This is a genomic window from Paenibacillus sp. UNC499MF, from assembly GCF_900107975.1.
Lineage (GTDB): Bacteria > Bacillota > Bacilli > Paenibacillales > NBRC-103111 > Paenibacillus_F.
In genome coordinates, this window is the sequence record NZ_FNVF01000007.1 from 113,320 (window position 1) to 136,741 (window position 23,422).

23 protein-coding genes are annotated in these 23,422 nt (G+C 53.7%); 15 read left to right on the plus strand and 8 right to left on the minus strand.

The window, feature by feature from the left end:
* Positions 1-219: 219 nt before the first annotated feature.
* The 5 genes from C4S74_RS16235 to C4S74_RS16255 form a co-directional block, all read right to left on the minus strand.
* Positions 220-525 carry a hypothetical protein gene (locus tag C4S74_RS16235; protein WP_103996346.1) on the minus strand — a complete coding sequence of 102 codons (306 nt, stop codon included), beginning with the start codon at positions 523-525 and terminating at the stop codon, positions 220-222.
* A 584-nt stretch (positions 526-1,109) separates the two neighbouring features.
* The gene (locus C4S74_RS16240; protein ID WP_103996347.1) at positions 1,110-1,745 is read right to left on the minus strand and encodes a spore coat protein; all 636 of its coding nucleotides are present in this window, start codon (positions 1,743-1,745) and stop codon (positions 1,110-1,112) included.
* Between the two features lie 33 nt (positions 1,746-1,778).
* Positions 1,779-2,003: a hypothetical protein gene (locus C4S74_RS16245; protein WP_103996348.1), complete on the minus strand. Its 225-nt coding sequence runs from the start codon at positions 2,001-2,003 to the stop codon at positions 1,779-1,781.
* A gap of 154 nt (positions 2,004-2,157) precedes the next feature.
* The gene (locus tag C4S74_RS16250; protein ID WP_181024458.1) at positions 2,158-2,463 is read right to left on the minus strand and encodes a hypothetical protein; all 306 of its coding nucleotides are present in this window, start codon (positions 2,461-2,463) and stop codon (positions 2,158-2,160) included.
* Positions 2,464-2,525: 62 nt separating this feature from the next.
* Positions 2,526-3,152, minus strand: a complete 627-nt coding sequence (locus C4S74_RS16255; RefSeq protein ID WP_103996350.1) for a DUF2238 domain-containing protein — start codon at positions 3,150-3,152, stop codon at positions 2,526-2,528.
* Positions 3,153-3,305: 153 nt separating this feature from the next.
* Here C4S74_RS16255 and C4S74_RS16260 point away from each other — a divergent pair, with 153 nt between their 5' ends.
* The 3 genes from C4S74_RS16260 to C4S74_RS16270 all read left to right on the plus strand — a co-directional run bounded on the left by C4S74_RS16260 (position 3,306) and on the right by C4S74_RS16270 (position 6,934).
* Positions 3,306-4,313, plus strand: coding sequence for a Gfo/Idh/MocA family protein (locus C4S74_RS16260; RefSeq protein ID WP_103996351.1), 1,008 nt, complete (start codon positions 3,306-3,308; stop codon positions 4,311-4,313).
* A 287-nt stretch (positions 4,314-4,600) separates the two neighbouring features.
* Positions 4,601-5,572 (plus strand): MBL fold metallo-hydrolase, encoded by a 972-nt coding sequence (locus tag C4S74_RS16265; RefSeq protein WP_103996352.1) that lies wholly within the window; start codon positions 4,601-4,603, stop codon positions 5,570-5,572.
* 102 nt (positions 5,573-5,674) lie between these two features.
* On the plus strand, positions 5,675-6,934 hold the full coding sequence (locus tag C4S74_RS16270; RefSeq protein WP_103996353.1) for a M48 family metallopeptidase: 1,260 nt from the start codon (positions 5,675-5,677) through the stop codon (positions 6,932-6,934).
* A 195-nt stretch (positions 6,935-7,129) separates the two neighbouring features.
* On the opposite strand, the gene C4S74_RS16275 is transcribed toward C4S74_RS16270, so the two are convergent.
* The 3 genes from C4S74_RS16275 to C4S74_RS16285 all read right to left on the minus strand — a co-directional run bounded on the left by C4S74_RS16275 (position 7,130) and on the right by C4S74_RS16285 (position 11,432).
* Positions 7,130-8,293, minus strand: a complete 1,164-nt coding sequence (locus tag C4S74_RS16275; protein WP_103996354.1) for a conserved virulence factor C family protein — start codon at positions 8,291-8,293, stop codon at positions 7,130-7,132.
* A gap of 364 nt (positions 8,294-8,657) precedes the next feature.
* Positions 8,658-10,586 carry a DEAD/DEAH box helicase gene (locus tag C4S74_RS16280; RefSeq protein ID WP_103996355.1) on the minus strand — a complete coding sequence of 643 codons (1,929 nt, stop codon included), beginning with the start codon at positions 10,584-10,586 and terminating at the stop codon, positions 8,658-8,660.
* A 171-nt stretch (positions 10,587-10,757) separates the two neighbouring features.
* Complete coding sequence (locus tag C4S74_RS16285; protein WP_103996356.1) at positions 10,758-11,432, minus strand: hypothetical protein; 675 nt, start codon at positions 11,430-11,432, stop codon at positions 10,758-10,760.
* Between the two features lie 297 nt (positions 11,433-11,729).
* Between C4S74_RS16285 and coxB the strand changes: the two genes are divergently transcribed.
* The 12 genes from coxB (at position 11,730) to C4S74_RS16345 (ending at position 23,251) form a co-directional block, all read left to right on the plus strand.
* Positions 11,730-12,728 carry a cytochrome c oxidase subunit II gene (gene coxB, locus C4S74_RS16290; RefSeq protein ID WP_103996357.1) on the plus strand — a complete coding sequence of 333 codons (999 nt, stop codon included), beginning with the start codon at positions 11,730-11,732 and terminating at the stop codon, positions 12,726-12,728.
* Positions 12,729-12,823: 95 nt separating this feature from the next.
* The gene (gene ctaD, locus C4S74_RS16295) at positions 12,824-14,647 is read left to right on the plus strand and encodes a cytochrome c oxidase subunit I (protein ID WP_103996519.1); all 1,824 of its coding nucleotides are present in this window, start codon (positions 12,824-12,826) and stop codon (positions 14,645-14,647) included.
* The gene (locus tag C4S74_RS16300) at positions 14,644-15,264 is read left to right on the plus strand and encodes a cytochrome (ubi)quinol oxidase subunit III (RefSeq protein ID WP_103996358.1); all 621 of its coding nucleotides are present in this window, start codon (positions 14,644-14,646) and stop codon (positions 15,262-15,264) included. The genes ctaD and C4S74_RS16300 overlap by 4 nt, the downstream gene beginning before the upstream one ends.
* A gap of 1 nt (position 15,265) precedes the next feature.
* A complete protein-coding gene (locus tag C4S74_RS16305) occupies positions 15,266-15,577 on the plus strand; it encodes a cytochrome C oxidase subunit IV family protein (RefSeq protein ID WP_009671683.1) in 312 nt (103 codons plus the stop codon).
* Positions 15,578-15,678: 101 nt separating this feature from the next.
* On the plus strand, positions 15,679-16,506 hold the full coding sequence (locus C4S74_RS16310) for a cytochrome c oxidase assembly protein (RefSeq protein WP_103996359.1): 828 nt from the start codon (positions 15,679-15,681) through the stop codon (positions 16,504-16,506).
* A 54-nt stretch (positions 16,507-16,560) separates the two neighbouring features.
* Entirely contained in the window at positions 16,561-17,016 is a 456-nt protein-coding gene (locus tag C4S74_RS16315) for a DUF420 domain-containing protein (protein ID WP_103996360.1), read from the plus strand.
* A gap of 220 nt (positions 17,017-17,236) precedes the next feature.
* Positions 17,237-17,974: a hypothetical protein gene (locus tag C4S74_RS16320; protein WP_103996361.1), complete on the plus strand. Its 738-nt coding sequence runs from the start codon at positions 17,237-17,239 to the stop codon at positions 17,972-17,974.
* Between the two features lie 51 nt (positions 17,975-18,025).
* Positions 18,026-18,571 (plus strand): GntR family transcriptional regulator, encoded by a 546-nt coding sequence (locus C4S74_RS16325; RefSeq protein ID WP_308458024.1) that lies wholly within the window; start codon positions 18,026-18,028, stop codon positions 18,569-18,571.
* Positions 18,564-19,481, plus strand: a complete 918-nt coding sequence (locus C4S74_RS16330; protein WP_103996362.1) for an ABC transporter ATP-binding protein — start codon at positions 18,564-18,566, stop codon at positions 19,479-19,481. Before C4S74_RS16325 ends, C4S74_RS16330 begins: the two co-directional genes overlap by 8 nt.
* 68 nt (positions 19,482-19,549) lie before the next feature.
* Complete coding sequence (locus C4S74_RS16335) at positions 19,550-20,452, plus strand: ABC transporter ATP-binding protein (protein ID WP_103996363.1); 903 nt, start codon at positions 19,550-19,552, stop codon at positions 20,450-20,452.
* The gene (locus tag C4S74_RS16340; RefSeq protein WP_103996364.1) at positions 20,445-21,761 is read left to right on the plus strand and encodes an ABC transporter permease; all 1,317 of its coding nucleotides are present in this window, start codon (positions 20,445-20,447) and stop codon (positions 21,759-21,761) included. The genes C4S74_RS16335 and C4S74_RS16340 overlap by 8 nt, the downstream gene beginning before the upstream one ends.
* Before the next feature lie 104 nt (positions 21,762-21,865).
* Positions 21,866-23,251: a TraB/GumN family protein gene (locus C4S74_RS16345; RefSeq protein ID WP_181024448.1), complete on the plus strand. Its 1,386-nt coding sequence runs from the start codon at positions 21,866-21,868 to the stop codon at positions 23,249-23,251.
* Positions 23,252-23,422 lie beyond the last annotated feature (171 nt).

The following is a 23,422-nucleotide window of genomic DNA, read 5'->3' on the forward strand; positions in this document are numbered from 1 at the left end:
GGGATAGAAAAGCCGGCGCATGAAAGCCGGCCCACCGCACCTGCCAAGCTTGGGGAGCGGCTTCAGCCGAAAAAGCCAAAAAACGTATTCCTCCTTCCATCGGAGGAATACGTTTTTTCATAGGAGCGAGCGAAATCTCAGGTGAGTGATCATCCAGTCTGAATCTTGGTGACCTCTCCAAAACGGGGGCAAGCGGATTAAAGCAGACTAAAGCGAGCACTAGCCGCTCGGCTGCTTCTCTTCCGAAGCCTCCGCAGCGGCGCGCAGTTGAACAGGCTGACGGCTGTGTATGCCGCCCGTCCGTATGCTTTCTTCTTCCGGAGTCGCCCATTCCTTAACGGAGGCGCTGTCCGGTCCCGGCTCCGCCATCCACTCATGATGAGCTTCGTCCGTATGCTCCTCCTCTTCATAATCAAACGAGGATACGCCGTATTGATCCCGGGCCCCTTGGATACTTTTTATGAAAACGGTTACAACTAAAAAGCCGAAAATGAGCAAAGTTAATGTTCCCCATAAGGCTGTCATTTTGAGCTGCCTCCTTGAACGTACGAATCGACTGCGGAATAAAACAGTCTTCCTATCTTATGTACGCGTAAGTTTCGAAGAAGTTTCTGCTCCCGCACAGGAAATTAAAACCTTTTTTTGAGACCATAATTTTGCGTGCCGTATAAAGAGGCTAAAGAAACGAATTATTATTTTATATATAGGTTATAAATAAATTATTTTGAGAGAGAATCCGTTATTTCGTTAAATATACGATAGATACTTTTACGTATTCTCTAATTTCATTATGGAGTAAATAGGAAATAAATCACTTGTATAAAAAGATCATTGATTTCGCCGCAGCTTACCGGAGGATATCGGAGAAGCATGAGCTTTACCGGTCCGAAAACGAAGAAGCCTCCTCCCGTCGGGGAAGTGGCTTCTTCGTTTTGTTTTTCGAGCGTCATCAAGGTACGTACAGTCGCCCATTCCTCGTTGAACTTGCTTGACTTGCGTGCAAATGTGGCTGGCTCATGTCGATTTATCTTGTTTATTTTCACTTTCGGGTTCCGTTCAGGGAGAAGGAGCCGGCCGTTTTTTTTCGCTAGGCCCCATCTTCCGTATTGTTAGCTCGTGTAAAGCTGCTGTGCTTGTCCCGCCTGATTGTAGGGAGGCTGTATGTAAGAGTATACTGGGTGCTGGCCGCCGGAAGACAGGTAAGGATTCACGCGCTGCTGGGTTTGTTGTCCCGATTGCTGGGAATGCTGAATTTGTTTGTCGATATCCTGACGCAGAGCGGGAGAAGGAGTGGAATACATGTTGTTTTGTTTCATAAACGCGTACAGTTCCCCTTGCAGGAGGAGAGTATTCAAGGTCAGGTGATTAAACAGCTGGCGAATCTCCGGGCAGGTGGACTCCGTCGCGGCGGTTGCATATTCTCTGACCACGCGCTTATGATCGGCAAGAATCGTGTAGAGGAGATCCTTATCGCTCAGAGGAGAGCCATTTTGGGGGTTTTGCTGCTGCTGGTTTTGCTGTTGTTGCTGTTGTAGCTGCTGTTGCTGTTGCTGTTGTAGTTGCTGTTGCTGCAGTTGTTGCAGTTGCTGTTGCTGTTGTGGTTGCTGGAAAGCTTGCGCGAACGGATACGCAGACTGGTCCTGCAGGAAAAGCTGCTCCAACTGCTGCTGACGCTGGTCATGCTTTTGCTGCTGCTGTTGCTGATAAGAAAGCTGCCGGTTTTGGTTGTTTGGCTGCTGGGTCACAGGAAATCCCTCCTTTTGTCGGGTTTGAGTAAGTTATTGCTGCTGTTGCTGGTAGGGAGCAAGCTGGGCATGCTGCTGGAGCGTGGACAAAATTTGAACATAATGCTGCTGGTGGCTCTGGATCAGATGCTCCGCGATCTGCCGGATAGCCGGGTTTTGGCTGTTGGCGATGGCGTTCGCCGCCTGTTTGATCAGCAAGTCCTCATTGGTCATGGAATCGGCCAAATAGTTCAGTTCTTTGCCGGTTATCGGTTGCATGGAAATCCTCCTTTCCGTTCGTTAGTAATGTACCCCTCTTTTATGGAATTATTCGGAAAAAATAATTTTTAGGAAATGACAGATGACCGGCCGGTTCCGCGCAGCAAAAAGAACCCCGCTTCTTGGAAGGGGGCTTGAGAAAGTATAGGAATGTTTACTTGCGGGGAGGGCGCTTGGCGATTTCTTCCGTCACCACAAAAGCAAGTTCTTCATTGCCGAACATGGACAGTACGCCGAGCAGGGTGTCGTCGGGGATTTCTCCGGCTTCATCCTTGGAAACCGTAAGTTCCAGCGCCTGCTGAAGCTCGGTGTTGTTCCCCTGCTGGGGATAAGCCTGCGCGTACAGGGCGGCCGGGTCCAGGCCGTGATTAATACACCACTGGGCAAAAATAAGAATCATCATTCGCTCGTCCCGCTGGTAGTTCTCAATGATGCGTTTTTCCATTTCCTGCTGATTCATGTCCATAAGGTAGTGCCTGCTCCCTTCGATCGTGTGAATTCGTAATCATTTCGTACCTGAAATTAAAAGCCGCCGGGAAGTTTCATCGCCCGGTTGTGAAGTTTGCCGAGAAGCAGCAAAGAGAGGACGGCGCCGATCAGAGCGCACACCATGTCCCACTGGGTGTCCCACACATCGCCTTGAGTGCCGAGGAAAGATTCGGCCGCCGTTCCGGTCAGCTTGGCAACCGTAAATTCCAGAAGCTCATAGAAAGCGCTGAAGCCGAGGCAGACGCTGAGCGTAAGGAACGTAAGCCAGCCTCCGGGCCGTACGGGAACTTTGCGGATCAGAATCTCGCGTGTGAGGATAGCGGGCACAAAGCCCTGCATAAAATGACCGAGCCGGTCGTAATAATTCCGCTCCAGATCGAAGGTGTCCCGAAGCCAGTTGAAGAGGGGGACTTCCGCATACGTGTAGTGCCCGCCTATAAACAATAGGATGACATGCGCCCAGACCAGCGTGTACGTGAGAAGAGTAAGCGGAGTCCGCCGGTAAATTCCGATTAATACCGCTATCAGAATGAGCCCGGGCGTCACTTCCAGCATCCAGGTGAAATAATCGTGAGGCCGTATGCCTGACCAGACGAAGACGGCCGCCAGGCTGCCCAGCAGAGCGGAATAGCTCCGGACGGGAACACGTGAAGATTTCATGGGGCGGAAGAACCTCCTGAGAATTATTTTTTGCTTACTGCCTGCGTTTCGTCAGGTTAATGCGCCTGATTCGCGCGCATCCTCTATCCGGAACCGGAGCGGTAAGCTATACTGGCTCTATCGTACCATGAAAGCGGGAAAGGGAGGTAGACCATGTCAACTTTGAACCGAAAGATACGGTGGGGCATTCTTGGGTGCGCTTCCATTGCTCTGAGGGCAATCGTGCCTGCCATTCAGGCATCTGCTACAGGAGAGCTGGCGGCTATTGCCAGCCGCGACGGATCCAAGGCCCGGGAAACGGCCCGGCTTCACGGAATTCCGGCAGCTTACGGAAGCTACGAGGAGCTGCTAGCCGATCCGACCCTGGATGCGGTGTATATTCCGCTTCCGAATCATCTGCACTTCGAATGGACGATCAAAGCCGCAAGAGCAGGGAAGCACGTGCTCTGTGAAAAGCCGCTCGCCCTTACAGCCGCCCAGGCACATGATATGGTCGCAGCCTGCCGGGAAGCGGGCGTACTGCTCTCTGAAGCGTTTATGTACCGGCACCATCCCCGGTACGACCGTATCCGCGAAATTCTAGCGGCCGGAGAGCTGGGCGTTATACGAGCGATGCGCGCCTCCTTTACCTTCGATAACTCCGCGGATACGCAAAATGTCCGCTGCCGCAAAGAGTGGGGCGGCGGTTCGCTGTACGATATCGGCTGCTATACGCTCAGTGCGGCACGCTATCTGCTTGGCGGAGAGCCGGAAGCCGTTACTGCGCACGCTTTCTTCTCGCCCGGACACGGCGGCGTGGACATGATGGCATCGGGGCTTGCGGAGTTTCCGGACGGCGTCGCTCTGACGTTCGACTGCGGCATGTGGTCGGCCCCACGTAATACGATCGAAATTGTCGGCACGGCGGGAATGATCGAAGTGCCGAGCGCTTTCGTCGCACCCGAAGGGAGAGGAGCGGATTTTACGGTTTCGGTAAACGGCGTCCGCCGGACGGAAACCGCGCCTTCGGTGAACCAGTATGTCCTGCAGATCGACGACTTCGGACGGGCTGTTTCGGGCCGGGAGACCTACCGTTTTCCGGCCGATGACGCCGTTCAGGGCATGAAGGTCCTGGAGGCCTGCCTTCTTTCTGCGGAAACCCGGGCCCGAATAAGCATTTAATTAGCAAAAAAAGGATGGCGTCCGGGAACGTTTTGTACTATGATGGTACTACCAGGGACTTGGAGACTAGTCGGCTAGTCTTACATCCCGAAAACCAAGCCAGGCGCCTCTCTTTACGATTGCGGCGCACAGTGGAGCGAAGAAGTCACATGGGGTCTGTGACCGCGACACTGCTATGAGCTTGGTTTTTTTGCGTTTTTTGCACTCGGGCGCGGCGGTTCGTACAATAAGAGACAAAGGGACAACGAGCGGCCGCAAGACCGGCTGGGAAAATGGAGGAGCATGCGATGAGCAGGAAAAGATATACGAATATGGACCCCGCGGCGGGACTAAGCACATTCTCGGATCTCCGCAAGTGGCGTAAGGAAAGAAGCGGCAAAGTGAAGGATCTTTCCTTCGTAGTAAAAACAAGTCCGGATAAAGATCCCGGTTATCTGAAAGCCAACCGGAGCGAGACGACAATTACGTGGATCGGCCATTCTACCTTTCTGCTGCAGAAGAACGGCGTGAACCTGGTCACGGATCCGGTATGGGCGGGCCGTATGGGGTTCGACAAGCGGTTGGCCGAACCGGGACTCGCTCTGACCGAACTGCCTCCGGTAGATGTGGTCCTGCTCTCGCACGGGCACTACGATCATCTTCATATCGGTTCCCTGCGTGCTCTTCCCGGTAAACCCAGGCTGCTGGTCCCGGAAGGGCTCGGGAAGACGCTTAGGCGCAAGGGCTTCGACGATATACATGAGCTTTCCTGGTGGGGAAGCCATGAGTTCGGCGGCCTGCGCCTCCACTTCGTGCCTGCGCAGCACTGGACCCGCCGTTCTCTCACGGATACGAACACCTCCCACTGGGGAGGCTGGATCGTAGAAGATGCCGGCAAACCGGGGGCGGACCCGGACAGCCTTTACTTTGCGGGCGACAGCGGGTACTTTCAAGGCTTCCGGATGATCGGGGAACGATTCCGCATCGGTTACGCCTTGATGCCTATAGGGGCCTACGAGCCCGAGTGGTTTATGTCCACTCAGCACGTTTCGCCGGAAGAAGCCGTGCAGGCTTTTCTGGATACGCAGGCGGATATTTTCGTGCCGATGCATTACGGCTCGTTCCGCCTGGCCGACGATACGCCGCGGGAAGCGCTGGACAGACTGCAGCTGAACTGGGAGCGGCGGGAGCTTGATCCTCGGCGTCTGCAGGTGCTACTGCATGGGCAAACGCTAAAAACCGCCTTAAGCGGCGAGATAAATAAATTGTCCGCCGAATAAGGACAAACCTGTCTTTTTCCGCTTCCGGACGGCATATACATCATGAGGGACCCTGCATGTACGATGAGGTCCGGACGAATACCGAGGAAGCGGGGGAGGAAGATGAAGAACGGGAAAGTCATGCTGATCCTCGGTTTTGCCGTATACGCGGCTGCGGTAGGATTTTATTTCGGCAGAGGGGACATCTACAGTCTGCCGCCCGGTTCGGCGGGGAGCAGCATCGATCCGCACACGTTTATGAGTGAAGGAGCGATCGGCCGGGCGGAGGGGCTGTCCCGCATCCGCTCGATTATGTACTTTTTGCAGACTCCGCTGCAGCTTGTTCTGTTGATTCTGCTTGTGGGCACGGCTGTCCGGTTCAGGGACCGCGTTGAAGGCTGGAGCCGCCGCTATCTGCTGCGGACAGGCTTGTTTGTTTTTTTGTTCCTGCTTGTCGTCTATGTCCTTATGCTGCCGTTCGATTACTTTATGCTTAGTGTGGAAAGGCATTACGGAGTTTCCAATGTAGGCTTGGACACCTGGCTGGTTGACCATGCGAAGAATCTCGGGATCGAATGGCTGACCACGACGTTCGTTCTCCTGCTTGTCCTTGCTTTGATAAAAAGGAGCCCCCGGAAATGGTGGCTGTGGCTGTGGACTTTTTCCGTGCCGCTCATGCTGTTTCTCCAGTTTATCCAGCCGGTCATTATCGAACCCCTCTACAATGATTTTACGCCTCTGCGGGCGGGGGAGCTGAAGAAAGAGCTGCTGCACCTGGCTTCGCAGGCCGGAATCCCGGCGGACGACATATACGAGGTCAACATGTCCGAGAGAACGAATCAGCTTAACGCCTACGTGTCCGGAATCGGGTCCAATGCGAGAGTCGTCCTGTGGGATACGCTTCTGCAAAAAATGGACACCCGCGAAATTCTGGTCGTCATGGCGCACGAGATGGGACATTATGCGGAGCGTCATGTCTTCTGGGGGAGCGGTTGGGGACTTGTCGTGAGCTTCGGTCTTCTCTGGGGAGGGAGCCGGATTTACGAGATTACGGTACGCAATTGGGGCAGAGCGAGAGGACTTCGCGGTCCCCGGGATATGGCGGGGCTCCCCCTGCTTCTGGCTATTGTCTCCCTGTTGACGCTTGCGGTGGCTCCGATAAACAACGCCGTTTCCAGGCTGATGGAAGTCAGGGCGGATTCGTATGCGATGAAAGTGACCCGCGACGGCGAGGCGGGAGTGAGTGCTTTTCAAAAGCTCGCCGAGGCGAATTTGAGTCCGGTCACACAGCCGGCGGCGATACAATGGTTTCTCGGTACTCATCCGACCATAGAGAAACGGATCCGTTATTTCGGCGAGTTTGCTCCGCAAAAAGCCCGTTAAATTAAAAAGCGTGCCGTATTCCGATTTGCAAAAAGGTTTTGCGAATCAAGGAAAAGGCACGCTTTTTTTATAGGGAAGAACTGCAGGGTCTGCGCTCATGCCGGGCTATCTTCACATATCCGCACCGCGTGAAGCTCCCGGCGTGGGGTGCTTGGCCTCAGATGACGGTGGTCAACCAGGACTCCAGGATCCGCTTCAGTCCTGCTGAGGCGCGTCGTTTCCCTGCCGGCTCCGTGTCATTTGCTGCCAGACCGAGCCTTCCGCCGCATGGCCGCCTTCGATACGGGCAATCGCCATCTGGACCTGCATGCTGATCTCGAATTCCGGGTCGTCCGCCGCTTCGCGCAAAGCCTCGAGACAGGTATCGTCACCGACCTCGTACAGAAAACGGGCGGCACGCCAGCGGACCAGCTTGTTGGGATCTTTCAGCGCTTTGGACATGGCCGGGACGGCTGCCGGATCGCCGAGATCGGACAACGTGTCTCCCGCCGTACGGCGGACTGCCGGGGTGCGGTCCTCCAGAGCCTGGAACAGATAAGGAAGCACTTCCGGCTCCTTGATATCCCCGAGATAAACCGTCGCAAGTCTGCGGACGGACGTTTTCTCGTCGCCGAGCGCCTTGGCGAGCAGTGACAGCGTTTGAGGCGTAGCTTTAACGCTCTGCAAAGCGGCATACCGCTTTTTCCAATCGGGATCGTCCAGAAGCACTTGAATTTCCTCTTCGGTCAGCTCGGCCGGGCGCTGGGCTTCCGCATAGTCCGCCTCGGAAAGGCCCTGAGCGGCCTGTTCGGTCAGCAGGCTCAGCCGTTTATCGTCGTAAGACGCGTCGACTTCCTGCACAACTTCGTTTAGCACGTCCTGAAGCTCACCGTACCGGACGTCTAGCTCTTGCAGCTTCCGCTCTTTGAGCAGGTGAGGGGAGTTCTCGGTCGCTTTCATCGCAGCTTGTGTAAAACGTTCCGGCAGAGCCGCCCGAGCCTCTTCGCCGCCCGCGTTTACCCGGATTTGCATGGGGATGCCGCGGAAAGTCTGGAGCAGCACCTTAACTTCTCCGAAACCGGACCCCGCTTCGTCTTCGCCGGGAAGAGAAGCCTGAGGACCGCCGCTGCCCAGCAGTTCCCGGGCTTGTGTCAGAATCTGCTTCCAGTCTCCCTTGGGAGAGCGGTCAAGCGCAATAAAATCGGCCACCTGAAAAACGCTTGTCACTCCGGGGATATCCAGGAGTTGTTGAATATAACCCGGCGCGTTGTCCCGCTGTTTCCGGGTAAAAGTCAGGCTGCGGCCTTTAGGCAGCGCCTTATCTAAGTTAAGCTTCATGGTATTGGGACTAGGGGTTGGTTCAATCGATATTAAATTCACTGGATACACCCTCCTTTGTTCCTCTTTATGATACCACATTTCTGCTAAAAGACCTTTCGGACAGGGCTTTGTGAGGAAAGTCACTGCACGAAGGAAGGAATTACCTATAATTAACTAAAATGGAAACAGATAATTTTCGTTTTGCAGAGTTTCTTCTATATAATAAGCGGCTTATGATCTCTGATGAAACCAGGTAAAAAAGAAAACCGGAACAAAGAGTTCCGGTTTGTTGTCAAACATGATGTCCACACAGCTTCTTTCCGCAAGGCGGAAGGGCTGCCTGCAGCGAAGTTTAAAACGGTGGTGTTAGCCGGCCGTCACCCAACCGCTGAAAAAATCGGCCGGCTAAACGCGCGTCGGCTGCCTATCTGCCGCGCTTGGAACCGCCGCGCGGATTCGATCCGCCGCTGCGCGGTCCGCCTCCGCGCGAGCCTGTTCCGCGGCCGTTTGAGCCGCCGCTGCGCGGTCCGCGTCCGGTGCCGCCGCTGCGTGATCCGCCGAAGTCGCCGCGGCCTGAACCGCCTCCGCGTGCTCCGCGGGAATCGGCGCCTCCGCGTCCGCGGCTGCTGCGGGCTTCCGCCTCTTCACGCTGCTTGGCGCTTACGCCCCAGCCGGCTTCGCCGAACGGGCCCGCCACGCTGTCGCGTGTGCCGCGTCCGCCGTCGCGCGCGCTATCGCCGCGCGGTCCGCGTCCGGCACTGCCGCCGCGTGCGCCGCCGAAGTCGTCGCGGCCCGAGCCGCCACGCGGCCCGGCGAAACCGCCGCGCTCCGCGCCGCTGCGTCCGCGGGAGTCCGCTCCGCCGCGCCCGCCGCGGTCATTGCCTTCGCGGCGTTCCGCGCTGTCTCCGCGGAAGCCGCCGTCGCTGCGTGTGCCTCGCCCGGCGCCGCCGGAATCCCCACGGCCCGAGCCGCTGCGTGCGCCGCCGAAGCCGCCTCCGCGCGGTCCGCCCGCATCGCGCGAATCCGCGCGGCCGCGGCCCCGGCCGCCCGTACCGTCGCGAGGTGCGTCGGCGCGGTGCTCCCAGCGGCCTTCGGAGCGTCCCGCTCCGTCGCCGCCGCGGGAACGCCCGCCGCCTTTGCCCGCGGGCTTGGCTCTGCCGTCGCCGCTCCGCTCGCCGCGTGGACTGCGACCGCCACGTTCGCGGCGGTCGTCGGTTTCCTCGCCGCGTTCACGGCGCGGCGCGTCCTGCCGCCGGAGCTGCTGGCGGATGCCCTGCTCGATCTGGTCGACATAGACCTGATCGCGGGGGCTGGCGAACGTAACGGCGACACCGGTCTGGCCCGCCCGTCCCGTCCGGCCGATGCGGTGGATGTAGCTTTGCGCATCGTGCGGGATGTCATAGTTGAAGACGTGTGTTACGCCTTCCACATCGATCCCGCGCGCAGCCACATCCGTGGCGATCAGCAGCTGGATGCTGGCGTCGCGGAACCGCTTCATGACCTGCTCGCGCTTGGCTTGCGACAGGTCGCCGTGAAGCTCGTCCGACTTGTAGCCGCGTTCCTGCAGGTCGGCGTTCAAGGAAGCCGCTCTCCGCTTCGTGCGGCAGAAAATCATCGCGAGATAAGGCTTATCCGTGTCGATCGCTCTGCACAAGGCGTCGAGCTTACCGCGATCCGATACACGCACTACGGACTGGTCGATCTCGGTAAGGGTGACCTGTTTCGCTTTTACGCGGATTTCCTCCGGATTGACCATATAACGCTTGGCCAGGTTCCGGATCGGGTCCGGCATCGTCGCGGAAAAGAGCATCGTCTGCCGTCTTTGTGGAGTCTGGGCAATAATTTCTTCGACCTCATTCAAGAATCCCATATGAAGCATTTGATCCGCTTCGTCGAGAACGAGCATGGAAATCTTGTATAGAGCGACGGATCCTCTGCGCAGGTGATCGAGCAGGCGTCCCGGTGTGGCGACGATCAGATGGACACCGCCCGTGGAGGAAAGCTTGCGGAGCTGTTTCTCCACATCCTGTCCGCCGTATGCGGCAAGTACGTTAATGCCGAGAGCGGGTGCCAGCTTGGCGGCCTCCGCCGCAATCTGTATGGCAAGCTCCCGTGTAGGGGTAAGAATAAGCCCCTGCACTTCGGCGCGTGTAGGATTAGTCCGCTCCAGCATGGGGAGCAGGAAGGCGAGTGTCTTGCCGGTTCCGGTCTGTGCCTGGGCAATCACATCGCCGCCGCGGAAAACGACGGGCAGCGCCTGCTGCTGGATGGGAGTCGGCTCGGATACGCCGCTTCGAGCCAGCAGTTTAGCCAGCTCAGGACGAACGCCGAGGTCTATAAATGGAAAAGACATATTGGTGTAAGCTCCTTCGAATGTAGGGATGCTTCCCATTCTACCCTAACGGCCGCACGATGGAAAGCTATGGCTGGTTTCCTCTGTCTACTTATTTAATAAGAATCGTGTTTTCGCATGACTTTCTTCCTATAAAATGGAGAATTTCCTGACATGAATCTCCTTTTCCGGTTACGGCTGCGGTTTCGTCCCGAATATCCGTGTTACTCCTTGATTGAACTCATTCACATAAGGCTTGAGTGAAGCTCCCGACAGGGCATCCAGTTTATAGTGATTAAGCTGGTTGATGAATTCGCGGTTAGCCGAGATATACACATCATGGACGGTCGGATCAAGCTGCCTGATTTTAAGGGCGATCTCCTGCTTGAAGTTGTGAGATAAATTTTTGTGATCCTGGACCGTCACGTACCCGAGGAAGTCAGAGGCAAGTTCGTTCGTGTACAGGTTCTCGTAATAGGGCTGGGGCAGCTCGTTTTTCTTGTCCAGAGGTCCGTGCGTTTTGGTTTCCTTGCGGCCCGCCTTCGTTCCGGAAGCGGAGTTGTCCACCATGACGGCAGCGTAGGCATTACGGTCTGTTCTCATGACGATGGCGCCCATTACCCCGTGCATCGCCGCGATTTGCGTGGATAGCTCATGATCGTAAGCGAAGAAAGTGTTGGTGTGAGAAACGGGGCTGACCTGCTGCTGGGTCTGGTAAGCCCGGCTCTGGCCCTCTTCCTGAATTCGCTGCTTGGGATGCCCGTAACTGGTTTCCTTCGGATACGTATTATAGCATCCCGATACAGTTACAATAATGAAGCCGGCCGCGGAAAGGACCGGGATGAAACGGCGCATGATCTTTTTCATGATTGCTCCTCCTTGTTGAAGACTAACATAATTTTAGGATGAAGCCGGGAGGCGTGAATTATACGGGACACAATGATGCATCCTAATGCTAAAAACCGAGCAGGAAGGAAATCAATGCAAGACAAATCAACAAAAAAATCGCAAAATGTAACAGCTTTTAGAACAATTTGTGAACTTTCCAAGAAGAATTGACAAAAAAGTTTTACCTAATTATAGTTAATTAAGTGATAAGGTTGATTGACATAGGCCTGTCGTTCGTGGTAAAAATATTGGTTTACAAAGTGGGGTTGATAAGCAATGAGTCGATGGAAAAAGAATTGGCGTCTAGTCCCCCTATTTGCGGTGATGACGTTCCTCCTTGCGGGTTGTGGTGACCCGACGCTTTCCGCTTTGCGACCTAGAGGGCCGGTGGCATCAGAACAGCTGTTTCTGATGAAGATCTCGATCGCCATCATGCTTCTGGTTGTAGTAGTGGTATTTGCATTGTATTTGTTCGTAATCATCCGTTTCCGTAAACGGAAGGGACAAGAAGGCATTCCGAAGCAAGTGGAAGGTAACCACGTGCTGGAGATTGTCTGGACGGTTATTCCGATTCTGCTGCTTATCGTGCTGGCCGTACCGACGGTTTACTATACGTTCAAGCACACTACGAACTATGTGCAGGATAAGGATGCTATCCATGTTAAAGTAACCGCTCACCAATTCTGGTGGCAGTTCGAGTATCCCGAGCTCGGCATTTCGACCGCTCAGGATCTTGTAATCCCTACAGGAAAGAACATCGCGCTTGAGCTTACTTCCGCGGATGTGACTCACTCCTTCTGGGTTCCGTCTCTCGGCGGTAAGATGGATACGAACACGAATATGACGAACGTGTATTATTTGAAAGCTGACGAAGTCGATGTCTTCAAAGGGAAATGTGCGGAGCTTTGCGGCGCGTCCCACTCTTTGATGGACTTTAAAGTGAAATCGCTCGCACAAGGTGACTTTGACGCTTGGGTGACGAATATGCAAACTCCTGCCGCTGTTCCTGCAGATGCGAAGCAAGGCGAAGAGCTGTTCAAACAGAAATGCCTGCAGTGCCATGCGATCGATCCGAAAGGACTCGGTTTCGGTCCTAACCTGAACGGTTATGCGGACCGTGAAATGCTCGCCGGTGTTCTGGAACACAACGACGAGAATTTGAAGAAATGGATCAAAGATCCGCAAGCCGAGAAGCCGGGAACTTTAATGCCTAAAGTACCGCTCGAGGATAATCAGGTTAACGAGCTTGTTAAATATCTGAACAGCTTGAAGTAAGACTTCTCAGGATAAAGGAGGTTAATACGTTGGCACAAGCACACGCCCACGCGCATGCGCAAGCACACCATCAAGTGAAGCGGTACACCGGCTTGATGGATTGGCTGACCACCGTGGATCATAAGAAGATCGGTATTTTGTACTACATGGCCGGCGGACTGTTCTTCCTGATCGGTGGACTGGAAGCCATTCTCATCCGGATTCAGCTTATGAATCCAGGATTGAAAATTTTTATCGGTGATACGTTCAACCAGCTGACAACCATGCACGGTACGACGATGATCTTCTTCGCGGCCATGCCTATGATTTTCGGATTTATGAACGCGATAATCCCCTTGCAGATAGGGGCCCGGGACGTTGCGTTTCCGTTTCTGAACTCCCTTGGATTCTGGCTTTTCTTATTCGGGGGCATCCTTCTGAACCTGTCCTGGTTCCTGGGCGGCGGAGCGAATGCCGGTTGGACGGCATACACTCCACTATCTACTATAATGGATAGTACGCAGGGCGTGACGATTGGTGGCAACTTGACCGGGGTCGATTTCTATGTACTCGGTTTGCAGATTGCCGGTCTTGGAACACTCCTCGGGGGGATTAACTTCCTCGTAACGATTATCAACATGCGTGCACCCGGCATGACCTACATGCGTATGCCGATGTTTACCTGGGCGTCGTTTATCACGTCCGCACTGATCTTGTTCGCTTTCCCTGCGATTACCGTAGGTTTGGTTGAACTGATGTTTGACCGTATCTTCGACGGAGCCTTCTTTGATCCGGCCCGCGGCGGCAGTACCGTACTTTGGGAGCATCTTTTCTGGATCTTCGGGCACCCCGAAGTTTACATTCTGATTCTTCCTGCGTTCGGTATCATTTCCGAGATCGTAAGTACCTTCTCCAGCAAACGCCTTTTCGGTTACAGCTCGATGGTATTCGCTACGGCTCTGATCGGTTTCTTGGGCTTCATGGTTTGGGTTCACCATATGTTTACCGTAGGCTTGGGTCCGGTCGCGAACTCGATTTTCTCTATCGCCACGATGGCGATCGCCGTTCCGACAGGGATCAAAATTTTCAACTGGCTGTTCACCCTCTGGGGAGGACAAATCCGCTTTACGACGTCCAGCCTTTTCGCAACGGCTTTCATTCCGACGTTCGTAATGGGCGGGGTAACCGGTGTTATGCTTTCCGTACCGGCTGCCGACTTCCAGTATCATGACACTTATTTCGTTGTCGCTCACTTCCACTACGTTATCGTCGGTGGTCTGATTCTTGGCTTGTTCGCCGGTTCTTACTACTGGTGGCCAAAAATGTTCGGCCGCGTGCTGAACGAAACTTTGGGTAAAATACATTTCTGGACCTTCTTTATCGGGTTCCACCTGACATTCTTCCCGCAGCATTTCCTTGGTCTGATGGGTATGCCTCGCCGCGTATTCACTTACGATCCGGGCCTTACTGCCGGTAACCTTGTCAGTACGGTAGGCGCATTCCTGATGGGTATCGGTACCCTCGTGTTCATCATCAACATGATCGCGACGAACAGAAAACCTCAAGATGCTCCGAACGACCCGTGGGATGGCCGTACGCTGGAGTGGACGATTCCTTCTCCGGCACCGGAATACAACTTTAAACAAACTCCGCTTGTTCGCGGTCTTGATGCTCTGTGGAAAGAAAAAATGGCTGGCAACAAAGAGATGACTCCGGCTGAACCGGTTGGTTCGATTCATATGCCTTCGCCGTCGATCCTGCCGCTGTTCATGGCTCTCGGGCTGTTCATCTCCGCATTCGGCTTCATGTACCACATCTATGCGATCTGTATCGCGGGCATCGGCATTACGCTCGTTTGCATGCTGCTTCGTTCCGTCTTTGACGACCACGGTTGGCATATCGAACCGGAGGAGCTTAACGACAAGGGGGTTAAACGATGAGCGCGCATACGCACGACGCGGGTACGCTGCCGCTGGAGCCCGAGAAGGCGACGCTGGAAGGCAAGAATAAAGTTCTTGGCTTCTGGCTCTTCCTCGGCGGCGAGATGGTTTTGTTCGGTACGCTGTTTGCCACCTACATCGCACTCCGGAACCAGATTCCGGACGGTCCGACTCCGATGGAGCTGTTCAAGCTTTCTACGGTTGCCTGGGCCACGTTCATTCTGTTGACATCCAGTTTGACCAGTGTATTTGCCATCATGGCGATGCACAAAAACAACGTAAAAGGTTTGCTGCTTTGGTTAACCATTACGGTATTGCTCGGTCTTGGCTTCCTGGGGCTTGAGGTGTATGAGTTCTACGAATATGTACATGAAGGACACGGGTTTACGACCAGTGCGTTCTCAACCTCCTTCTATACGCTCGTAGGCTTCCACGGCGGCCACGTTGCTTTCGGGGTTCTATGGATCGCTCTTCTGATCATCCAGGGAACACGCAAAGGTCTCACGGTCGTCACCGCACCGAAATTTTATGTCGCCAGCTTGTACTGGCACTTTATCGACGTAGTTTGGGTATTTATCTTTACGGTCGTTTATCTGATGGGGAAGGTAGGTCCTTAAGATGAGCACAAACGAAACAACTTCACCAAGTAAACGTTACAAGAAGGAAAGCCCGGCTAACCATTACTTTTCGTATATTGCTTCGATTCTCCTGACCATGATTGCTTTCGCGCTTGTCATGTACGGCGGATTGGATAAGTCTTTCCTGTATGCATTCCTTATTTTCATGGCGCTGATCCAAATTGCCCTTCAACTGGCTTATTGGATGCACATGAAGGAAAAAGGCCATTTGTTCCCGATCGTGGGAATCATCTTTGGAGGCATAGTCGCCTTAACGGCCGTAGCCGCTGGGGTTTACTGGACCTGGTGGTAAGATAAAAAGAAGAAGAGCGGCTTCGTTGGCTATTGTTGCAACAAGCCGCTCCTTTTTTTCATCCGGGCAAGAAAATAAAAGGTAAAGGAGCTGACACAGCAATGGGTTTTTTCGAGTTGTGGAACCCTGTTGTTCTGCTGTTCGTTGTCGTTGTCGGTCTCGTCTATCGCAGTTTGACCTCTCCTTCCAAAGCTGCCGCCGCGGGAGAAGAACCTGTAAGCTCGAAGGTCAAGCTTTCCTTCTACACAGGTATCGCCTTGTTCTATATCGGACAGGGAAGTCCGATTAACTATCTCGGTCATCACTATCTGTTCAGCGTTCATATGCTGCAGCAGTCCCTCTTGTATCTGATCATGCCGATCTTTATCTTGAACGGGCTGCCTGCCTGGTTGATCCGTCCTCTTTTCAAAGGGGCCGTCATGAACCGCCTGCTGCGTTTTTTCACCCATCCGCTAATTTCGGTTCTTGCGTTTAACCTGCTTTTCTCGGTTTACCATTTGCCGCTGGTTATGGATACCCTGATGGAAAACGAATGGATGCTGCTCGGTTATCATGGGGTTCTGCTTTTTACGGCTTTCGCCATGTGGTTCCCGGTCTTCACTCCGCTGCCGGAGCATGAAAAGATGTCCAGTTTGATGAAATTGGCTTATATTGCGGTAAACGGCATTTTGCTTACTCCGGCCTGTGCGCTCATTATTTTCGCCAGCGAACCGATTTATGCGATGTATGCGAATGCGGTGGTGCCGTTCAACGCCCTGCCTTTGCTTGATGATCAGCAGCTCGGCGGAGTTTTGATGAAAGTTATTCAAGAAATTGTTTACGGTTCTGCCCTTGCTATGATTTTCTTCAAGTGGTATCGTACGGAGAGAGCCCAAGAGGAAGAATTGTCGGACGACCCTCAGGATAACAGCGGTCTGACGACGGCTTAAGCATTCGGCTACTGACTCTGCGTCTCAATATAGGGAATGGATGGGATTTAAATCATGCATGTACTGCCGACGATCAGCACGATGTTCATCGTGATCAGCGCCATCTTCGTCGCTTTCGGTTGGTATCAGATTCGTAAGGGCAACCGGGAGACTCATACGAAATTGATGATTGCGGGGGCAATCTCTGCGCTGATCTTTTTCACCATTTATATGTCGCGTACCATCTTTCAGGGCAATACTTCATTTGACGGACCGGAAAGCCTTAAGCTTGCGTACCATATCTTTTTGTTTTTCCACATTACGCTTGCTACGGTGGGAGCCGTATTCGGTATCGTCACCCTGATTCTGGCTTACAAAAAGAACTGGATACGTCACCGGAAAGTAGGGCCTATTACGGCAACCATTTGGTTGTTCGTGGCACCTACGGGCGTAGTCGTTTATATTCTGTTGTACATTCTCTTTCCTGGCGGGGAGACAAAACCTCTTATCGATGCGATTTTTGGTTTGTAGAGGTACTACTGCGTTACACACGGCCGTGCAGGCAAACAGCCTTTTGTTTTCTAACGAAAACAGGGGGCTGTTTTTTTTGTGGCAACCGTCTGTGGAGAGTGGGTGAATGATGCGGGAAGAAAAAGTTGGAAAAAGGCTTGCACAGGTGTGTGCTTACTGTTAATATAAATATACACAGTAATCACAGCAAGCACAGTAAGCGGTAGATAGGGGGGATCATATGACTGTATGGAAAAACGTATGGTGGCTGATCAAACAGGACTTTAGTATGGTTCGTTACGGATATATATGGAGCCTGCTTTATTATTTGAACGCGATATTTGTCCTGTTTGTTTTCATGAATCCCAATACTTCGTCGGAAGCGGGAGCGAGCGGTTTTCTGACGGTGATATTCAATTTTTTCGTTCTGACGATCATTCAAGTGGTCGGGTATCCGATTGATTCGCGAAATATGTATTACTGGAAAAACGATACGTATACAAAACGGATTCTGCAGCTGAAATTGCTGCCGGTAAAAAATAAGGAAATCGTCATGAGCCGGTTTTTGGCGTATGTCCTGTATGCCAGCATTTTTATTTTGCTGCTGCTTAGCGGAATTCGCATCATGATGTCCTTGGATTGGATGGAGCCGGTCGGCTGGGGTACCTGGCTGGGCATGGTTTTTTTCTGGTGGGGAATGGTGCTGGCGGTCGGCTCGGCCTACCTGTACGGAGAGATGCTGATGCGCGGCAAGGGTTTCTTCCGGCTAAGCCTGCTGTGCATTGCGGCGGCTCTCGTTATCTCCATTCTGCTGTGGTGGTGCGGCAATTATATGCTTTGGCCGCTTGTGATCCGTCTCATTGAACAGCACGGAATGATCGTACCGGCTGCTTCGGTGCTAGTCGGGGCCGGCGCATTAGCAACTTCCTGGAAAATTGTTGAGCGGAAATTCGGCGACCGGGATTTGTTCGCATCATGAGAAACATGCCTTTTTCTTCCTACGATGAAAGCTTGAAAGAAGGTGATGCGGGTGCATATTCCGATCCAAATTTCGCCGGATAATCCGGAGCCGTTGTACCATCAGATCCAAGTACAGCTCAAAGAGCTGATCCTCAGCGGGCATTTGCCCGAGGGTACGCTGCTGCCTTCCATCCGGGAGTTTGCGAAGGATTTGTCCTGCAGCGTCATTACGATTCGACGTGTATACCAGGACCTTGAGAACGAAGGGATTTTGCGGACCCGTCAGGGTACCGGCACTTTCGTCGCCAAGGTAGGGACTACGGTCAGGGAGCAATACCGAAAGGAAGCGGTGGTGGAAGCGATGAAGGATGCTCTGCGCAGCGGACTGCGTGTCGGCTGCACCATTGAGGAACTTAAGCAGCTGTTCGAGGAAGCTTTGGCGGAAATTACGAGCGAGGGGAAGCTGGTGCAGGGGGCTTATGAGCCGGATTCGAATCTCGGAGGCATAGCTAAACGGGATACCATCCATACCGAGAATACGACTGAAAATACGAAAGCCGCGGCTTTGCTCAAGCCTGATGCGGAACCGGGTGAAGGGGGAAACGCTAATGAGTAGAGAGGCTGCGCGCTGCGAAGACTTTGCCATTCGACTGTCCGGAGTGGAAAAGACGCTGGGAGACATGCGTCTCGGACCGCTGGAGCTTGTGGTGGAAACGGGTACGGTAGTGGCGCTGGTCGGACAGAACGGTTCCGGCAAAAGCACGCTTTTCCGCATGCTGATGAATTTGACGAAGGCGGACAGCGGCAAAGTGGAGCTGCTCGGCAGCGCCTATGGAGAAGACGAAGCGGAAACCGATATTAAGAGACGGGTCGGATATGTTCCCGAGGAATCCAGCTGGGAACAGCTCGGCTGCACGACGATCGGCGAGCTCCACGATTTCCTCTGCCGCTGGTATCCGACATGGAACGAAGCGTTATACCTCGGCATGCTGGAAGAGTTTGAGCTGACCGGCAAGCTGAAGCTGAAGACGCTGTCGAAGGGGATGAAGCGTAAGCTGAGCTACATCCTGGCGGCCGCTTACGAGCCCGAGCTGCTGCTGCTCGACGAAGCGACGTCCGGTCTGGACCCATTTGCGGCCAAACGGATGATCGAGCATCTCGTGAAATTTATGGACCGGGAAGGCCGGAGCATTTTCTTCTCCACTCATGTCATGGAGGAAGTGCGGCGGCTTGCCGACTACATCGTCTATATCAACCGGGGCCGGCTTATCGGTGTGTACGAGAAGGATCAGCTGCTCGATGATTGGAAACGCATCTGGGTGCGCGAAGCTCCGCAGCCTGCTTCGGGCCCTCTGCCCGGTATCGTGTCTGTAGGCGTCGGGGAGCACGGAGGATTGATCCCGATCGTCACCCGGTCTTCTAGTGAAACGGAAGCGGCGCTTGCCTCGCAGGGAAACGTACCGGTGAGGACGACGGCGATGGAGCTGGAAGATATTTTGGAGCTTTTGGCCCGGGAGCAGATATGAAAAGGGAAGTAAACAAAGAGAGTTAAAGAGAGAACAAGTGAAATCCGATAAAGAAGGGAGCAATCACCATGTTGCCGCTGGAACTGGAGCACGTGACGAAACAATATGGAGAAAAAACGGCCGTAAACGGAATTTCCCTGCAGGTGAAGCCGGGTGAAATTTACGGTTTGCTGGGAGGAAACGGCGCGGGGAAAACGACGACGATGCGTATGTCGCTCGGGCTCATTTATCCCGACGGGGGAACCATCCGCTGGAACGGAAAGGGATACGGTGACGAGCTGCGCAGATTGATGGGGTATCTTCCCGAGGAGCGGGGACTTTACCCGAAATACAAAGTATCGGAGCAGCTTATTTACCTCGCGGAGCTTCGGGGCATTAAGCGGAAGCAGGCGGACCGGACGCTGAAGGAGTGGCTGGACAAATTCGACGTGCCCGAATACTACGATAAGCGGGTAGAGGAGCTGTCCAAAGGAAACCAGCAGAAAATCCAGTTTATCGCGTCCGTCCTGCATGATCCTTCGATCATTATCATGGATGAAACGTTCAGCGGTCTGGACCCGGTTAACGTCGAGCTACTGAAAGGAACGGTCAAAGAGCTCCGGGATAACGGGAAAGCGATTTTGTTCTCCAGCCACCGGATGGATCATGTCGAGGAGCTTTGCGAAAATATTTGCATCCTGCATAAATCGAACACGGTGCTGCAGGGCAATCTGCGCGAGATCAAGCAGTCGTTCCCGAAAGAGCGTGTTCTTCTGGAAACGAAGGATGCGGTCACGGGATTGGAGTCGATCGAAGGAGTCGCTTCCGTGGAAAAGCATCTGAACGGCTACGAGATCCGTATCCGGGAAGCCGGAGCCGCACAGCGCATCTTGGCTCACGCCGCCGCAGCGACGGATATTTACCGCTATCAGCTCATGGAGCCGACACTGAACGAAATCTTTATCGCAAAGGTGGGATCGTCTCATGAATAGTATGATGACTGTGATCCGGTTTACCCTTTTGAACCGGTTAAAAACGAAATCGTTCAAAATTACGACGCTGATTTTCGTGCTGCTCATCTCGGCCGTCGTGAATCTTCCTGCAATCATTCAGCAATTTTCCGGCGGAGAAGGCAAGGACGCCGTTAAAATCGGGGTTATGGCCGAGGGCACCGATATTCAGCAGAAGCTGACCGATTATTTTGCCGCTGCCAAGACAGGCACTAGTGCCGTTGAAATTGTTCCGCTGGAAAGCAAAGGCGGTGCGGACGCGGATGCCGCTCTGATCCGTGAAAAGCTCAAAAACGAGGAAGTCAAAGGCGTATTGACTGCTAAACCGGCAGGCGCGGGGGAATTCCCGCAGCTTCTCTATCAAACGGGAGCAAGCGGATTCTCGATAAATCCGGGCACCGATGAGACGGCCGGCCTCCTGAAAGCGGCTCTCCAGACAATCAAGACGAACAGCGCGATTGTTCAAGCAGGCATAGAGCCCGCCGTGCTGGCGAAGATCCAGGAGCCCGTCAATCTGACGACGGAAACGGTAGCCTTGAAGGAAGCGGAAACGCCGGCTAAATCCAAGGAAGAGCTGGGAATCGCCTTTATCCTGGTCTATGCGCTGCTGTTCCTGCTTTACATGAGCGTGATCGGCTACGGAAGCATGGTTTCTACGGAAATCACCGCTGAAAAAAGCTCGCGTGTGATGGAAATTCTGATCTCGAGCGGTTCGCCGCTTAAGCAGATGTTCGGCAAAATCATCGGCATCTGTCTGATGGGACTGGTGCAAAATGTGCTGTTCGGCGTCGTGGTCGCCGTAAATCTGATGCTTCCGTGGAACGGGGCAGCCCTGAAGTCCATGGATCTGGATTTATCCCTGATCCCTTATGATTTGCTCGGATACTTCCTTCTGTTCTATCTGGGCGGATTCTTTATCTACGCGACTATTTTCGCGGCGATCGGTTCGCTGGTCAGCCGGAGTGAGGAAGTACAGCAAGCCGTTATGCCGGTCACGCTGCTTATCATTATCGCGTTCATGACGGCTATGTTCGGGCTGCAAAACCCCGAGGCGCCTTTCGTTATCGCGATGTCGTATGTGCCGTTCTTCTCGCCGCTCATTATGTTCCTGCGTATCGGTCTAGGAAGCCCGGCTTGGTGGGAAATCGTCATCTCAATCACGATTATGATCGGTTCGATTTTCGTGCTGGGCTGGCTGTCCGCGAAAATTTACCGCACGGGCGTGCTGATGTACGGCAAACGTCCGTCCTGGAAGGAACTGCGTAAGGCGATGAAGGCTTTTCAGGCGTAAAACGCCTCCCAACAGCCGCCGTCGTCGTAGTTAGTTGCAGCAGTAACGGGTTAACACCCGATTTAAACTGTTTTTCTCATTTAAGTCTAGGAGGCACAATGAACATGAAAGTCAATCTATGGAGCAACAAGTGGAGCCGCAAGATGGCGGCGGGTGTATTAGGAGTTACGATGCTGCTTGGAGGAACCAATCTAACCGTAAGGGCAGAGCAGCCTGCCGTCCCGACCCCGTCGATCAGCACGTGGTCCCTCTCTACTCTTAACGAGGGAGAGAAATACGGCATTTATCCGATGGGCTGGTATTATGACGGTAAATTTCAGCAAGCGATTGATGAGACAAAATTCAAATCGTTAATTAAAAGCACGGCGGCCAAGCTGGATGGGCTCGGTTTCAGTAAAAAAGACATGCCTCTTCCGGCATCGGAAAATAAAGTGATCACGAGAGACACGGTTATGCGCGCGATGCACGGGCTGCTGGCCCGTTACGAGCTGCCGGCCGCTTTCGGGATCGAGTCTTCTTCTCCGATTGAGTACCTTCAGCAGAAGGGTATCGTACAGGGATCAAACGAAGGATTGGAGCTCGATCAGCCTTGTACGGCCGAACAAGCCGCCGTGCTCGCCTCGAGATTGGTGGAATTCAGTTACGATACGGCCGGACAGGGAGCGAAGGGCGTATTCTGGAAGGTGAAGCACAACAATAACACCCTGTACCTGCTTGGGTCGGTCCACCTGGGAATCCCCGAGATGTATCCGCTCCAGAAAAACATTAAGGAAGCATTCGCAGCCTCGGACGATCTGTGGGTGGAAGCCGATACGTTGTCCGGCGATATGAGCTATTTCACCAATCTGATGACGTATGACGACGGTACGAAGATCCAGGATCACGTGTCGAAGGAAACGTATGAGAAATTGCAAAAAGTACTTAAGAAAATGGAGCTTCCGGAGCAGGCGCTCGACGCATACAAGCCCTTTGCGGTCTCCAGCAACTTATCGATGCTTTCTTTGTTCGAGAACTCCGATCAAATTGCCCCGGCATCGGCAGCCGGAATTGATCACTATTTTCTCACTAAAGCGCTGTTGACGGGTAAACCGGTCCATGAGCTGGAAGGAATCAAGCTGCAAGCGAATGTGTTCAACTCCCTGACTCCCGAAGCCCAGGAGAAAGATCTGAACAGCCTGCTGGATCAGCTTCTCGCGGACGGAGGCAAGGAAGGGGCCGCCTCCTTCAAACAGCTTCAACTGGATTGGAGCAAGGGCGATGCGAAAGGCGTTGCGGACGGTCTTGTCCGGGGCGGCTTGATGGAAGGCGAGCTGAACAAGAAACTGATCGGCGAGCGCGACAAAAACATGGCCAAGAAGATCGCGGATCTTCTGGAGCAAGACGGGGAAAGAACTTCTTTCGTAGTCGTCGGCTCCGCGCATTATGTGGTGAAGGACATGGTCATCGACCAGTTGAAAGCGAAAGGTTATGACGTACAGCCGGTGAAATAAGCGGAACTCCTAACCGTAAAACGACATGAGTATGGGCATGGCAGCAGGCTTCTTTCAAATAGCATGGGGATGAATTTCATTCATGGCTTGCTGACGGGGATCGGATTGTTCTAACGGATTCCGGCTTGTATAAGTTGGGAGTCGTAAGGTCGTAATCTGTCTTCCTATAAA

Coding starts and splice junctions, on each gene's coding strand:
- C4S74_RS16260 (WP_103996351.1), top strand. CDS start 3,306: ATGTCAACTTTGAACCGAAAGATACGGTGGGGCATTCTTGGGTGCGCT.
- C4S74_RS16315 (WP_103996360.1), top strand. CDS start 16,561: ATGCATGTACTGCCGACGATCAGCACGATGTTCATCGTGATCAGCGCC.
- C4S74_RS16330 (WP_103996362.1), top strand. CDS start 18,564: ATGAGTAGAGAGGCTGCGCGCTGCGAAGACTTTGCCATTCGACTGTCC.
- C4S74_RS16335 (WP_103996363.1), top strand. CDS start 19,550: ATGTTGCCGCTGGAACTGGAGCACGTGACGAAACAATATGGAGAAAAA.
- C4S74_RS16270 (WP_103996353.1), top strand. CDS start 5,675: ATGAAGAACGGGAAAGTCATGCTGATCCTCGGTTTTGCCGTATACGCG.
- C4S74_RS16255 (WP_103996350.1), bottom strand. CDS start 3,152: ATGAAATCTTCACGTGTTCCCGTCCGGAGCTATTCCGCTCTGCTGGGC.
- C4S74_RS16280 (WP_103996355.1), bottom strand. CDS start 10,586: ATGTCTTTTCCATTTATAGACCTCGGCGTTCGTCCTGAGCTGGCTAAA.
- C4S74_RS16310 (WP_103996359.1), top strand. CDS start 15,679: ATGGGTTTTTTCGAGTTGTGGAACCCTGTTGTTCTGCTGTTCGTTGTC.
- C4S74_RS16265 (WP_103996352.1), top strand. CDS start 4,601: ATGAGCAGGAAAAGATATACGAATATGGACCCCGCGGCGGGACTAAGC.
- C4S74_RS16305 (WP_009671683.1), top strand. CDS start 15,266: ATGAGCACAAACGAAACAACTTCACCAAGTAAACGTTACAAGAAGGAA.
- C4S74_RS16300 (WP_103996358.1), top strand. CDS start 14,644: ATGAGCGCGCATACGCACGACGCGGGTACGCTGCCGCTGGAGCCCGAG.
- ctaD (WP_103996519.1), top strand. CDS start 12,824: ATGGATTGGCTGACCACCGTGGATCATAAGAAGATCGGTATTTTGTAC.
- C4S74_RS16345 (WP_181024448.1), top strand. CDS start 21,866: ATGAAAGTCAATCTATGGAGCAACAAGTGGAGCCGCAAGATGGCGGCG.
- C4S74_RS16235 (WP_103996346.1), bottom strand. CDS start 525: ATGACAGCCTTATGGGGAACATTAACTTTGCTCATTTTCGGCTTTTTA.
- C4S74_RS16250 (WP_181024458.1), bottom strand. CDS start 2,463: ATGAATCAGCAGGAAATGGAAAAACGCATCATTGAGAACTACCAGCGG.
- coxB (WP_103996357.1), top strand. CDS start 11,730: ATGAGTCGATGGAAAAAGAATTGGCGTCTAGTCCCCCTATTTGCGGTG.
- C4S74_RS16245 (WP_103996348.1), bottom strand. CDS start 2,003: ATGCAACCGATAACCGGCAAAGAACTGAACTATTTGGCCGATTCCATG.
- C4S74_RS16340 (WP_103996364.1), top strand. CDS start 20,445: ATGAATAGTATGATGACTGTGATCCGGTTTACCCTTTTGAACCGGTTA.
- C4S74_RS16320 (WP_103996361.1), top strand. CDS start 17,237: ATGACTGTATGGAAAAACGTATGGTGGCTGATCAAACAGGACTTTAGT.
- C4S74_RS16285 (WP_103996356.1), bottom strand. CDS start 11,432: ATGAAAAAGATCATGCGCCGTTTCATCCCGGTCCTTTCCGCGGCCGGC.